Genomic DNA, 12,603 nt, shown 5'->3' with positions numbered 1-12,603 from the left:
CATCTCGCGCCCGGAGCCCAAGGTCGCCGCCGGCGCCAACCAAAGGCCCTGGATGGGCCGTTCGCGTGGCTGCACGATCGAACCAGCGGGTGATCGCACGCAGACAGACGTGGATCGACCGGCAGAAGGGGACAGGCCGATGGACCAACCGGTTGCAACGTGGTCGTCGGAATTCGAGCCGGTCTGCACCAACACCGGACTGGAGAGTCGCGAGGTTGCCCGTCGCCTGCTGGTGTATGGCCCCAACGAGTTGCCGGCAGTCGGGCGCAACCGGTGGGCGGCCGCGCTGATGCGCCAGTTCACCCATCCCTTGGCATTGCTGCTCTGGCTGGCGGCATGCCTGGCCTTGGCGTCGGGATCGCCGGTGCTGTCCATCGCGATCATCGCGGTGATTGTGCTCAACGCGGCGCTGGCCTTCGTGCAGGAAGAACATGCTGAACACGCCGTCGAGGCACTGAGCGCATACCTGCCGCAACGAGCCTGGGTGTTGCGAGACGGGCGCCGCATGCAGGTATTGGCCCGCGAACTGGTTCCCGGGGACGTGCTGTTCATCAGCGAGGGAGACCGTATTTCAGCGGATGCCCGACTCATCGACGGGGAAGTGGAAGTCGACATGTCCGCGCTCACCGGTGAGTCCACTTCGGTCGAACGGTGTGCGGGTCCCGTCACCGAAACCGACCGTGCACTTGATGCACCGGCACTGGTGTTCAGCGGGACCATCTGTGTCGCCGGGTCGGCGATCGCCGTCATCCACCACACCGGCAGCCACACTGAACTCGGGCGTATCGCGGCACTGTCGCGGCGGGTGCATGCCGACGTCAGTCCGCTGGAGCGCCAGGTCCGTCGGGTGGCGTGGCTGATCGCGGGAATCGCGATCGGTGTGGGCGTGCTCTTCCTTCCACTCGGGATCGCCGCCGGCCTGAGCCTGGGCGCTGCGTTCATGTTCGCCGTCGGCCTCCTGGTGGCCAATGTCCCCGAGGGTCTGCTGCCCACGGTCACCTTGGCGCTGGCAGTCGGCGCGCGAACGCTGGCGCGCCTCGGTGCGGTGGTCAAACGACTGTCGTCGGTGGAGACGTTGGGCTGCACGGCGGTGATCTGCACCGATAAGACGGGAACTCTGACCCAGAACCGGATGCAGGTGGTCGAGGTGATCGCCGAATCGGAGGCCGAGACGCTGATCACGGCGGCCGCGCTGTGCACCACGGCCGGTATCGAGGCCGGATCGGCCGGGGACCCCACCGAAATCGCTCTGTTGGAGCATGCCGTTGCGCAGGGCATCGCTGTCGATCCGGCGGTGCGGGACAGCCGGCGGATCAAGCTTTTCCACTTCGAGCCGCATCTGATGCGGATGTCGACCCTGGACCAGGTCGGTGACCGAAAGGTCCTGCACGTCAAGGGTGCACCCGAGCAGCTGTTGCCCCGCTGCCGGCTGGACGAAGACACGCGGCTGGTCTGGCAGCGGCGAGTCGTGGATCTGACCGAGCGTGGGCTGCGCGTCCTGGCGGTCGCCGAACGGGACCTGACCTCGGAGAACGATGACATCGATCGACGCGCTGCCGAGCAGCGGCTGGAGCTTCTCGGCTTGGTGGGCATCCTTGATCCACCCCGACCGGAAGTCGCCGAGGCGGTTCGGCAATGTCATACCGCTGGAATACGGGTGCACGTGGTCACCGGCGACAATGGCCGAACCGGCGCCGAGATCGCGCGACGAGTGGGTATTTGCGTCGAGCGGGTGATCGACGGTGCAGAGCTTGACCGGATGAGCGACCACGACCTCGACGAAGCCCTCAGCAGCGGAGGCGAGATCGTTTTCGCGCGAGCCATACCGGAGGCGAAGCTGCGCATCGCCGATGCGTTGCACCATTTGGGCCTGGTCGTGGCCATGACGGGCGACGGGGTCAACGATGCACCGGCACTGCGCCGCGCCGACATCGGAGTCGCGATGGGCCGCGGCGGGACCGACGTTGCCCGCGAGGCCGCAACGTTGGTGATCACCGACGACAACTTCGCCACCATCACCGCCGGTATCCGAGAGGGACGGCGAGTGTTCGCCAACGTCCGCAAGTTCGTCATGTACATCTTCGCGCACGCCATTCCCGAAGTCGTGCCGTTCCTGGTCTTCGCACTGTCCGGTGGGATGGTTCCGCTGCCACTGACCGTCCTGCAGATCCTGGCCGTCGATCTGGGTACCGAAACACTTCCGGCCCTTGCGCTCGGTCGTGAACCAGCCGAAGCCGGACTGATGGAGCAGCCGCCCAGGCCGACTTCGGAGAACGTCATCACTCGTCAACTGCTTTGGCGCAGTTGGGGATTGATGGGAACAGTATCGGCGGTACTGGTCATGGTCGGGTTCTCCACCGTGCTCGCCCGCGGCGGCTGGCATCCGGGTGCCCCCACCGGGCCGGGTGCACCATTGCACCACGTCTACCTGCAGGCCACCACGATGTCTTTCGCGGCGATCGTCGCCTGCCAGGTCGGCACCGCATTCGCATCACGAACGGCGTGGTCGTCATTCAGATCCATCGGGTTCATGACCAATCGCCTGTTGCTGGGCGGCATCGCCTTTGAATTGGCCTTCGCCGCGGCCGTCGTCTATCTGCCGCCGCTGCAGGCGATCTTCGGTTCCGCCGGACTCGCCGGCTGGATGCTGCTCATGCTGGTGCCGATGCCGGTGCTCGTGTGGGGCGTCGACGAACTGTATCGCTGGTGGCTGCGACGCCATGCGAAGACGGTTCACGACGACTGAGGCGGTGACACCGGAGCGCCCGGCTGGGTGGCCGCTCCCACTTCGGCCGGACCGGTCACATTCGGTGCGGGTTCGGTGCGGGCACGGCGGCGACGGGCGTCAGTCGCGGTGCCTCGGCGTGCCGCTTGATGCCGTGCAACACGGCCCGCATCGTCAGTGCGGCTACCGGCCTGACCAGCTCCATCCCGACCACGGCGCCCGGGTGGCGCAGGGCGGCCCGGCTCCGGACCAGAAGGCGGCTGCGGTTCTCCCCCTGCGGTACCAGAAGAAACGACCACACCGCCAGCGGAAGACCGGCTGTGGTTCGCAGCACCAGGCACTGATCCGGCACAACCTCGGCGATGGCCAACGACACTCCGTCGTCGAGCCCCAGCCAACCCTCTGGCGCGACCCGTATCGGGTCACCCACGACGGTCTGCTGCCATTTCGGATGGACTCGTTTGACGTTGTGAAAATTCAAGCCCCACAGCGCCCCCAGGCCTTCGGGCAGGTACAGGCCGCCCCGGTCCAGGCCGATCTGTGCCAGCCACGGCCATACCGCGGAAGGCGGCACCTCGATCCAAACCGCCTCCGTCATCTGCACGGCGGGGTCGTCCACCAACTCGTCCCCGGGGAACCGCTGCTTGCATTCCCCCTTGGTTGCGCCCCAGTCGCGGAAATACCGCCGGACCGCATACAACAACGCCAAGGGGGCGATGTGTTTCACGGTCGTGATCATGCCTCTGAGTCTGGTCCGCCCGGCGATCCCGCGGCAGAGTCGATGGTCCCGGATCGCGCATGCGACCGTCCTTGCGCGGCGGGTTCCAGCTGAGACTTTGGCCCCGATGGCCGGGGGACCTCTGCTGTCGGCGAATGGCCGTTGTGCCGCCGGAGCAGGGCCCGCTACGTGGTCGCCAGCGTGAACCGCCGCAGCCATTGGAACCACGCATCCATCCCGGCGCCCGTTCGCGCACTGATCGGCAGGATCGTCGCGGCGTCGTTCACCTCGCGGACGCGGGAGACGTAGGTGGCGATGTCGGCGTCCAGGTAGGGGACAAGGTCGATCTTGTTCAACAGCACCAGATCGACCGCGCGGAACATCACGGGGTATTTCAACGGCTTGTCGTCGCCCTCGGTGATCGAGTACACCATCGCCTTGGCGTGCTCGCCGACATCGAACTCCGCCGGACAGACCAGGTTTCCGACATTCTCGATGATCACCAGGTCCAGCGCGGCCAGATCCAGGCCCTGCAGCGCGCAACTGACCATCGGCGCGTCCAGGTGGCACTCGCCGCCGAACCCGTTGCTGGTGTTGAGCAGCGATATCTGAGCGCCCCGACCGCCCAGCTTGGCCGCATCCAGATCCGTGGCGATGTCGCCTTCGACCACGCCGACGGAGAATTCGCCGGCCAGGCCGTCCAGGGCCGCCTGGAGAAGGGTGGTCTTGCCGGCCCCCGGGGAGCTCATCAGGTTCAGCGTCCGAACCCCATGGCGCTCAAAGGTCTCCCGATTGGCGGCGGCCCGGAGATCGTTCTCGGCCAGTATCGCCTCCAAGACGTCGATACGCTGCGAACCGGTGCTGTAGCCGCTGTGATCCCCGTGGTCGTGGGTGTGCGCCGTTGCGTCGTCGTGGCGATGAAACCTTCCCATTTCCAGGTCCTTTCACGAAACGTCGAGCGAGGTCACCAGGAACTCCTCACCGCACAGCACCTCGACATCGGCGCTGCGGCAGTGCGGGCACAGAAGTGACCATCGGGAGGTGATGGTGGCCTCGGCGCCGCATTGCCGGCAGCGCACCGCCGCGGGAACGAGTTCCAGTTCGAGTTCGGCGTCAGGCAGGGCTTCGAAGTCCCGGACCACGGTCCAGCAGAATGACAATGACTCCGGGACCACCTGACGCAGCGCGCCGACCCGCACCCGGACGACGTCGACATGAAGGCCGCCGGAATGCCGTCTGACCGCGCCGGCGATGGCCCGGCACAGCGACATCTCATGCACGGCGACGGGTCGGCTTCCCTGCGGCCATGGACACCGTTGTACACCCACACCGCCATGGGCGGTAGACCTGCGAATCCGGGCAGCGCGGTGGTCGCCACACGCCTAGAATCGGACTTTCGAGCTACCGGGCGCGCTGTCAGTCGGTAGGAGGTTGGCATGCCCAACGTCTCGCTTCCGTCGCGAACCGATCCGGTGCGCCTCAGGTTCGCCGTGACCGGCGTGGTTCAGGGCGTCGGATTCCGTCCGTTCGTGCACCGGATCGCCAGCGAGTTGGGGCTGGCCGGATTCGTCGGCAACGAGTCGGGCGCGGTCTTCATCGAGGCCCAGGGTGATCGCGCGCGTCTCGATCAGTTCGACACCCGGTTGCGCCAGGAGGCGCCGCCGCTGGCCCGAATCTGCACGGTGTCCGCCGCGGAGATGGCGGTCGACCCGGCGGGCGGCAACGGCTTCGCGATCGTGGACAGCAGGGTGGCGGCCGGATCCACCTCTCCGATCCCGCCCGATACCGCAACGTGCGATGCGTGCCTGGCGGACCTGTTCGACCCGCGCAACCGGCGATACCGGCACCCCTTCGTGACCTGTACCAACTGCGGCCCGCGGTTCACCATCATCCGCGCACTGCCCTACGACCGGCAGTCCACCGCTATGGCGGGTTTCGCCATGTGCCGGCAATGCTCCGTCGAATACCACGATCCCGCCGATCGCCGCTTCCACGCCCAGCCCATCGCCTGTCCGGACTGCGGACCTGCGTTGTGGTTCCGCTCGGCCACCGGCCGACTGGACGGGTCCGACGCCGCGCTGGCCGCAGCCCAGCGGGCACTGGCCGATGGTGCTGTCGTTGCGATCAAGGGGATCGGCGGATATCACCTGGCCGGCGCCGTCGACGACCAGGCAGCGGTCGGAGCACTACGAACCCGAAAATCACGCAATGCCAAACCCTTTGCGATGCTCGTCCGTGATCTCGAGGCCGCCCGTCGCTATGCGTTCGTCGACGACGACGAGGCAGCCGTGCTCGGCGGCCCCGCCCGGCCCATCGTCTTGCTGCGCCGGCGCGCAGCGGCGCCGATCGCCGACGCCGTCGCGCCCGGTAGCCCGCTGCTCGGACTGATGCTGCCGTATTCGCCGATCCACCATTTGCTGCTCGCCCCGGTCCCGGGTGCGGGCGCACCGGCCCCCGACGCGCTGGTATTGACCAGCGCCAACCGTTCTGGGGAACCCATCTGCTTCACCGATGACGATGCCGAGCAACGCATCCCGCCGCTCTGTGACGCACTGCTGACCCACGACCGGCCGATCGAGCAGCCGTGTGACGACTCGGTGGTGCGTGTCGTGGACGGTCGGGAACTACCCGTCCGCCGATCCCGCGGGTATGCGCCATTGCCCGTCAACCTGCCGTGTGACGGCCCGCCGGTGCTGGCGGTGGGCGGCGAACTGAAGAACACGTTTTGCCAAACCGACGGTGCGCGGGCATTCATGTCCGGTCACATCGGCGACATGGCCGGCTACGAGACACTGCGCGCCTTCGAACGTGCGGCCGGCCGACTGGCAGCAACCCGGCACCGACCGGTGCGACTGGCCGCCGACCTGCACCCGGGGTACCGGACCCGCGGTTGGGCCGAACGCCATGCCGGTGATCGTCCCCTCGACCTGGTTCAGCATCACCATGCGCATGTGGTGGCGCTGCTGGCAGAACATGGGCGACTCGGCCAGCCGATCATCGGAGTCTGCTTCGACGGCACCGGCTATGGCACCGACGGCACGATCTGGGGCGGGGAGATTCTCGCGCTCGGCCCCGACAGCCACCGGTTCACCCGGGTCGCCCATCTGCTACCGGTGCCGCTGGCGGGCGGCGACGCGGCCGTGCGCAATCCGTGGCGGATGGCGCTGGCCCAACTCTGGGTCGCCGGAGTCGACTGGACTGCGGATCTGCCGCCGACAATGGCGTGCACCCCTGCCGAATTGCGGGCTGTCCGGTCTCAGTTGGCCGGCGGAACGGGTTGCGTGCCGTGTTCGAGCATGGGCCGGTTGTTCGACTCGGTGGCCTCACTGCTGGGCGTCCGCCAGCGCATCGAATACGAAGCGCAGGCCGCTATAGAACTCGAAGCGCTGGCCGAATCGGCCGGTGGTTCCGGGGAGCGGATCGCACTGCGGTTGGTGGTGCGCCCCGACGGGGTGATCGACCCCACCGGGATGGTGCGGGCCCTGGTGGCGGCGTTACGCGACGGATCCGCCCCGGCGGCGCTGGCGGCGGCATTCCACGAGGCTGTGGTCGAAGCCGTCGTCGAGACCGTCAACCGGGTTGCCGGGGCGGTGCGGGCGGTGGGTCTCACCGGCGGCGTATTCCAGAACGCGCTGCTGCTGCGCGCCTGCCGGCGACGGCTGCAGCAGGCGGGCTTCGAGGTGCTGACGCACCATACGGTCCCACCCAATGACGGCGGTCTGGCGCTCGGTCAGGCGGCGGTGTCGGTGCTGACCGCGCTGGCCGAGCAATCCGATCGCGCGGAGCGCCGCTGATGACCGTTGCCGACACGGACCCCGGATTTGACCCCGATCTTGCGACCGACCTGGCCGCCACCGCGCTCGACCTGGCCAAACGGTTCGCGGCGGGTGCCACCTTGTGGGCTACCGCACCGACCTGGGAGCCGCATGCCGCGCACATCGCGGTCGAATTCGTCCACCCGGTGATCATGGGAAAGCGTGCATTGCCGGCCGTCGCGCTGACCGGACCCGACCTGGTGGATCAGGTGCGACTCTCGGTCAGTACGGGCGACATCGTGATCGCGGTGGCCGACGCCGACTGTGCCGAGGTGCTGTCGGTGATGCGGCGCGCCCCGGCGTGGGGGGTGACGACCGTCTGGATCGGCAGCGGGACCCGGCCACCCGCCGGCGCCGCCGATCATGTGCTGTGGCTGGAGGATCCGGACCCCAGTGCGCCGACGAACGGCAGTTTCGTTCTGCTGTACCACCTGCTGTGGGAATTGACCCACGTCTGTTTCGAGCACCCCGGGGTGTTGAAGTCCACGGCAGGCACCGCCGCCGTCTGCGTCACCTGCAGTGACCAGGGCCGCCTCGGTGAGGTGGTTTCCGAGGCGGCCGACGGCACCGCCACCGTGCGCACCGCCGCGGGCATCGAGACGGCCGATTCCGCGCTCGTCGCCCCGCTTGTGCCGGGTGACCTGGTGCTGGTGCATGCGGGCACGCTCATCGGCTTGGCCGACGGCGAGGACATGGAGCGGAACCGATGACCGGCGAGCCCACCGACTTCCTGTACCCGTTCATCGACGAAAAGGAGCAGGACCCGCTCGCGTTGCTTGCCGACCTGGCCCGCTCGGCGAGGGCCAAGGCAGCGGAAAGCCTGGACTTGCGGCGCGCGACTGTCGATGCCAACGCAGAACTTCTCACGAGCGCGAGCGCCGAGATGGCTCGCCGGTTCGGCGCGGGAGGCCGATTGTTCACCTTCGGCAACGGCGGAAGCTGCACCGATTCCGCGACTTTGGCGGCATTGTTCGCCAGGCCGCCACTGGGGAAGCCGCTTCCGGCATGGACGTTGGCCGCTGATCAGGCCGCGTTGACCGCACTGGCCAACGATGTGGGTTTTGCGTTGGTGTTCGCCAGGCAGCTGATCGCTCGCGGCCGGCCGGGCGACATCGGTGTCGCATTGTCCACCAGCGGAAACTCGCCGAATCTGCTCACCGCGCTGGCCGAGGCTCATCGCCGTGGCATGTACACGGTCAGCTTCGCCGGCTACGCCGGGGGCGCGTTCGCCGACAACCCCGATGTGGACGCCTGCTTCGTGGTCCGGTCCCAGAGCGTGCACCGCATCCAGGAGGCGCAAGGGTTCTTGGGCTACCAGCTGTGGTCGGCCGTGCAACGTCGGTCCGAGGTGAAAAGGCTGGTCTGCTGATGAGCGGGTCGACAGACGAGTACAACCCGGCGGGGCCGAAGTTCACCGAGCGCGAGGTGATCGAGCGAATCGAATCATTTCGCAGACGGCGACCCCGACTGCTCGACGAGCATGTCACCCTGGCACACGGTGCCGGCGGCAAGGCGTCGGCTGCGCTGGTCGAAGCCGTGTTCCTGGAGGCGTTCGGCAACCCCCTGCTGGAGCCGCTGGGGGACGGGGCGGCGATCACCCTGCCCGGCGGCGAACAGGTGGTATTGACGACCGACTCGTTTGTGGTGCAACCCAGGCGGTTTCCCGGCGGATCTCTCGGTGCGCTTGCGGTACACGGCACCGCCAACGATCTGGCGGTCTCCGGTGCGGTGCCGCGATGGATCGCGGCGGCGTTTGTGCTCGAAGAAGGATTGCCGATCATCGAGCTGAAGGCGACCGTGGCCGACATGGCGGAGGCTGCCGCGGCTGCGGGCGTACAGATCGTGACCGGCGACACCAAAGTGGTACCCAAGGGCGCGGCGGATGGGATGTTCATCACCACGACCGGGCTGGGCATCATTCCGGCCGGGCGTGCACTGTCGGCTCAGTCGGTCCGAGTGGGCGACCAGGTCTTGCTGTCGGGAGCCATGGGCGATCACGGCGTGGCCGTGATGCTGGCCAGGGGAGATCTGGACATCGACGCCGACGTGAACTCCGACTCGGCCTCGGTGAGCCCGCTGGTGGAGTTGCTGATGTCCGCCGCACCGTCGACGCGCTGGCTGCGCGACCCGACCCGCGGCGGGGTGGGCACCGTGTGCAACGAACTGGCGCAGGCATGCGGGCTGGCCGTATTGCTCGAGGACGACCGACTGCCCGTGCACCCCATGGTCATGGGTGCGTGCGAGCTGCTGGGCATCGACCCGCTCTACGTCGCCAACGAGGGCAAGCTCCTCGCGGTGGTAGCACCGGAACAGGCCGAGGATGCGCTGGCGGCGTTGCGGTCGCATCCGCTCGGTGCCGATGCCGCGCAGATCGGCGAGATCGTCGCCGAACCCGCCGAAACCGTCATGGTGCAAACCGGATTCGGCGGTCGCCGCATCGTCGACATGCTGGTCGGCGACCCGCTGCCCAGAATCTGCTGAGGTCAGGAGGTACCGCCGAATGTGTCTCGGTATTCCAGGTCAGATCACCGAAATAGTCGACCCGGAAGGCTATTTGGCCCAGATCGACGTCAACGGGGTGCGGCGCGTCATCAGCGTGCGGCTGTTGGAAGGCGACTTGCCCACCACCGGCGACTGGGTGCTGGTGCACGTTGGCTTCGCGATGGCCAGAATCGACGAGGCCGAGGCGCTGCTGACGCTGGAGGCCTTGCGGCAACTCGGGGACGCCTACGCCGCCGAAGTGGACGGCTTCGACTCCACCTCGATCGTGTGACAGGGGACCCGCAGTGAAATTCGTCGAGGAATTCCGGGACCCGGGCGCGGCCCGCAAACTGTTGGTCGCCATCGAGAAGCTGGCCGGCGACAGCGCGGCCGGCCCGCCGCACAAGTTCATGGAGATCTGCGGCGGACATACCCACAGCATCTACCGGCACGGCATCGAACGACTGCTGCCGCGAAACGTCGAACTCGTTCACGGGCCCGGCTGCCCGGTCTGTGTGATTCCGATGGGCCGCGTCGACGACGCCATCTGGCTGGCGGGGCAACCCGATGTGATCTTCACCTGCTTCGGCGACATGATGCGGGTGCCCGGCTCGAACGGCTGTTTGCTGGACGCCAAAGCCCGCGGTGCCGACGTGCGGTTCGTCTACTCGCCGCTGGACGCACTGAAGATCGCGGTGAACCAACCACACAAGCAGGTGGTGTTCTTCGCGATCGGCTTCGAGACCACCGCGCCGTCGACAGCGGTGACCCTGATGCGGGCCCGGGAACTGGGCCTGACCAATTTCAGCGTGTACTGCAACCATGTGATGATCGTCCCGCCGATCAAAGCGATTCTGGAGTCGCCGGACCTTCGGCTGTCCGGATTCATCGGACCCGGTCACGTGTCGACGGTGGTGGGGGACAGGCCCTACCGATTCGTATCGGAAGTCTATCGAAAACCCTTGGTGATCACCGGGTTCGAGCCGCTGGACATTCTGTCTGCGGTGGCCATGCTGCTCACCCAGCTGCGGGAGGGACGCTGCGAGATCGAGAACCAGTACGCACGGGTCGTTCGTCGCGGCGGCAACCCGGCCGCTCTGGCATTGATGGCGAAGGTGTTCGCGTTACGCCCGCATTTCGAATGGCGGGGTCTGGGATTCATCGCGCAAAGCGCCCTTCGGCTGGCTGACGACTTCGCCGACTTCGATGCGGAGGTGCGTTACTCGATGCCGGGGATCCGGGTTGCCGACCCGAAGGCGTGCCAGTGCGGTGAGGTCCTCAAGGGGGTGCTCAAGCCCTGGGAGTGCAAGGTGTTCGGTACGGCGTGTACCCCGCAGACCCCGATCGGGACGTGCATGGTGTCCCCGGAGGGCGCGTGCGCGGCGTACTACAACTTCGGCCGGTTGCGCCGTGCCGACGTCAAACAGGTGGGTCTGGGGTAATCGCGACGCGCGGGCTGTGTTTCGGCCGCGGAGAAGGCTAAGCGGACCAGGGTGGCTGTCGACGGGACATGCCTTGGCCCAGTGCGGAGATTCCCGGCGGATTTCCCGGTGTGTCCGTCGCAGCGCGCGTGGTCAGGTCGGAGTCGAGAACGGTATCCAGCGTTCGCCGCGTGCCAGCGGAGTCGACGTAGCCGGTCGCCACGATGTCGCCCGGTGCCTTGGACATGATCGCGGCAACCAGCGTCTCGGCGTTGGTTATCACCCGGCCGTCGATGTTGGTGATCACCGTGCCCGGATACAGTCCGGCCGCGGCCGCGGGACTGCGCGGCGATGTTGCGATGACTACCGCACCGCGAGTTCCGGAACTGGTCGTCTTCACCTGCACGCCGAGCCAGGCATGTGCGGCTGTTCCGCTGCTGATCAGCTCGTTAGCGATCCGCATGACCGGGTCGACGGGCAGAGCGAATCCGACTCCGGGTAGGGCGATCAACGAGTTCAGGCCGACCAGCCGGCCGTTGGTGTCGATCAAGGCTCCACCTGAACTCCCGAATGTGGTGGCGGCGTCGGTCTGGATGGTGTCAAGGACAGTGGTTCGGCCGTTGCTGTCTACGAGCAGGGGAACGGCACGGTGCAAGGCGCTGATAACGCCTCGCGTCACAGAACTTTCCAGCCCCAGGGGTGATCCCACCGCCGCCACCGTCTGCCCGACCCTCAGGGCAGTCGACGAGCCGAGTGTGATCGGCGAGAGGCCCGAAACATGTTCTGCGCGAACAACGGCCACGTCGGTCACCGGGTCGGTGCCCACTATGGTCAACGGCACGGTTCGGCCGTCGGCGAATGTGGCCACCAGCGGGTCGGGGCCGGTGGTTCGGGTGCGGGCCGGCAACACATGGCTGCTGGTCAGAATCAACCCGTCGGCGGTCAAGACGATGCCCGATCCCACGGTCGACGGCCGGCTGGCGTCAGTGTCGAGCCTGATGATGCTGGGTATGGCCCGCGCGGCAGCCTGATCGAGCGCGGAACCGTGGAGATCGACGACGGGCAATGCGCGGGCGTCGCAGTGCGGGCGCTCGGCCGGCTCGATGACCGACACGCTGACCGCACCGATCGCCGCCGAGGCCGCGGCCAACACCAATGAGCCGGCCACGGTTCTCCATCGGCGATGGTGCCCCACCGGCCGTCTGGTGCTGATGTGGATCATGGCGAGTCGGACAGCTCTGGTAGCAGCGACCGGGGCGGTGTGCGGGCGGGAATGTCCTTCATGTTGCTCCCTTTCGGACTTGATACCTCCGATTCGACTCTCCTGTCCGGCCCTCGGCGAGGGCCGGAAGCCCCTATGCTGTATGGGTATTCGTCGTCAGCTGGGCTGGCTTCCGTCAGCCTTCGGTGCGCGCGGGCGACGTCAGGATTCACGGAATGTCG

At 67.3% G+C, this 12,603-nt stretch carries 11 protein-coding genes; 7 read left to right on the top strand and 4 right to left on the bottom strand.

What is annotated here, in order from left to right:
• Positions 1 to 139: 139 nt before the first annotated feature.
• Complete coding sequence (locus tag K3U94_RS12945) at positions 140 to 2,746, top strand: cation-translocating P-type ATPase (protein ID WP_220693978.1); 2,607 nt, start codon at positions 140 to 142, stop codon at positions 2,744 to 2,746.
• Between the two features lie 55 nt (positions 2,747 to 2,801).
• On the opposite strand, the gene K3U94_RS12940 is transcribed toward K3U94_RS12945, so the two are convergent.
• From K3U94_RS12940 to K3U94_RS12930, 3 genes are all read right to left on the bottom strand, one after another.
• Complete coding sequence (locus K3U94_RS12940) at positions 2,802 to 3,464, bottom strand: SRPBCC family protein (protein WP_220693977.1); 663 nt, start codon at positions 3,462 to 3,464, stop codon at positions 2,802 to 2,804.
• A 164-nt stretch (positions 3,465 to 3,628) separates the two neighbouring features.
• Positions 3,629 to 4,375, bottom strand: coding sequence for a hydrogenase nickel incorporation protein HypB (hypB, locus tag K3U94_RS12935; RefSeq protein ID WP_220693976.1), 747 nt, complete (start codon positions 4,373 to 4,375; stop codon positions 3,629 to 3,631).
• A 12-nt stretch (positions 4,376 to 4,387) separates the two neighbouring features.
• A complete protein-coding gene (locus K3U94_RS12930; protein ID WP_220693975.1) occupies positions 4,388 to 4,723 on the bottom strand; it encodes a hydrogenase maturation nickel metallochaperone HypA in 336 nt (111 codons plus the stop codon).
• 156 nt (positions 4,724 to 4,879) lie between these two features.
• On the opposite strand from K3U94_RS12930, the gene hypF reads away from it, so the two are divergent.
• The 6 genes from hypF to hypD are packed head-to-tail and all read left to right on the top strand — an operon-like array spanning position 4,880 to position 11,181.
• On the top strand, positions 4,880 to 7,237 hold the full coding sequence (hypF, locus tag K3U94_RS12925; protein ID WP_220693974.1) for a carbamoyltransferase HypF: 2,358 nt from the start codon (positions 4,880 to 4,882) through the stop codon (positions 7,235 to 7,237).
• The gene (locus K3U94_RS12920) at positions 7,237 to 7,968 is read left to right on the top strand and encodes a hydrogenase assembly protein HupF (protein WP_220693973.1); all 732 of its coding nucleotides are present in this window, start codon (positions 7,237 to 7,239) and stop codon (positions 7,966 to 7,968) included. The genes hypF and K3U94_RS12920 overlap by 1 nt, the downstream gene beginning before the upstream one ends.
• Positions 7,965 to 8,627 carry a D-sedoheptulose-7-phosphate isomerase gene (locus K3U94_RS12915; protein WP_220693972.1) on the top strand — a complete coding sequence of 221 codons (663 nt, stop codon included), beginning with the start codon at positions 7,965 to 7,967 and terminating at the stop codon, positions 8,625 to 8,627. Before K3U94_RS12920 ends, K3U94_RS12915 begins: the two co-directional genes overlap by 4 nt.
• Positions 8,627 to 9,739 (top strand): hydrogenase expression/formation protein HypE, encoded by a 1,113-nt coding sequence (hypE, locus tag K3U94_RS12910; protein ID WP_220693971.1) that lies wholly within the window; start codon positions 8,627 to 8,629, stop codon positions 9,737 to 9,739. The genes K3U94_RS12915 and hypE overlap by 1 nt, the downstream gene beginning before the upstream one ends.
• Positions 9,740 to 9,758: 19 nt before the next feature.
• Positions 9,759 to 10,031: a HypC/HybG/HupF family hydrogenase formation chaperone gene (locus K3U94_RS12905; RefSeq protein ID WP_220693970.1), complete on the top strand. Its 273-nt coding sequence runs from the start codon at positions 9,759 to 9,761 to the stop codon at positions 10,029 to 10,031.
• Positions 10,032 to 10,044: 13 nt separating this feature from the next.
• Positions 10,045 to 11,181, top strand: coding sequence for a hydrogenase formation protein HypD (hypD, locus tag K3U94_RS12900; RefSeq protein WP_220693969.1), 1,137 nt, complete (start codon positions 10,045 to 10,047; stop codon positions 11,179 to 11,181).
• Positions 11,182 to 11,218: 37 nt separating this feature from the next.
• On the opposite strand, the gene K3U94_RS12895 is transcribed toward hypD, so the two are convergent.
• Entirely contained in the window at positions 11,219 to 12,328 is a 1,110-nt protein-coding gene (locus K3U94_RS12895; RefSeq protein ID WP_220693968.1) for a S1C family serine protease, read from the bottom strand.
• Between the last annotated feature and the right edge of the window lie 275 nt (positions 12,329 to 12,603).

Origin of the sequence: Mycolicibacter heraklionensis (assembly GCF_019645815.1) — a bacterium.
In the GTDB taxonomy this organism is placed as follows: domain Bacteria; phylum Actinomycetota; class Actinomycetes; order Mycobacteriales; family Mycobacteriaceae; genus Mycobacterium; species Mycobacterium heraklionense.
This window is presented reverse-complemented; position numbering and strand designations above follow the sequence as displayed.

What these genes read in the sequence shown, in the direction of transcription:
- hypF (WP_220693974.1), top strand. Translation starts at nt 4,880, where the DNA reads ATGCCCAACGTCTCGCTTCCGTCGCGAACCGATCCGGTGCGCCTCAGG.
- K3U94_RS12915 (WP_220693972.1), top strand. Translation starts at nt 7,965, where the DNA reads ATGACCGGCGAGCCCACCGACTTCCTGTACCCGTTCATCGACGAAAAG.
- K3U94_RS12945 (WP_220693978.1), top strand. Translation starts at nt 140, where the DNA reads ATGGACCAACCGGTTGCAACGTGGTCGTCGGAATTCGAGCCGGTCTGC.
- K3U94_RS12905 (WP_220693970.1), top strand. Translation starts at nt 9,759, where the DNA reads ATGTGTCTCGGTATTCCAGGTCAGATCACCGAAATAGTCGACCCGGAA.
- K3U94_RS12920 (WP_220693973.1), top strand. Translation starts at nt 7,237, where the DNA reads ATGACCGTTGCCGACACGGACCCCGGATTTGACCCCGATCTTGCGACC.
- K3U94_RS12940 (WP_220693977.1), bottom strand. Translation starts at nt 3,464, where the DNA reads ATGATCACGACCGTGAAACACATCGCCCCCTTGGCGTTGTTGTATGCG.
- hypB (WP_220693976.1), bottom strand. Translation starts at nt 4,375, where the DNA reads ATGGGAAGGTTTCATCGCCACGACGACGCAACGGCGCACACCCACGAC.
- hypE (WP_220693971.1), top strand. Translation starts at nt 8,627, where the DNA reads ATGAGCGGGTCGACAGACGAGTACAACCCGGCGGGGCCGAAGTTCACC.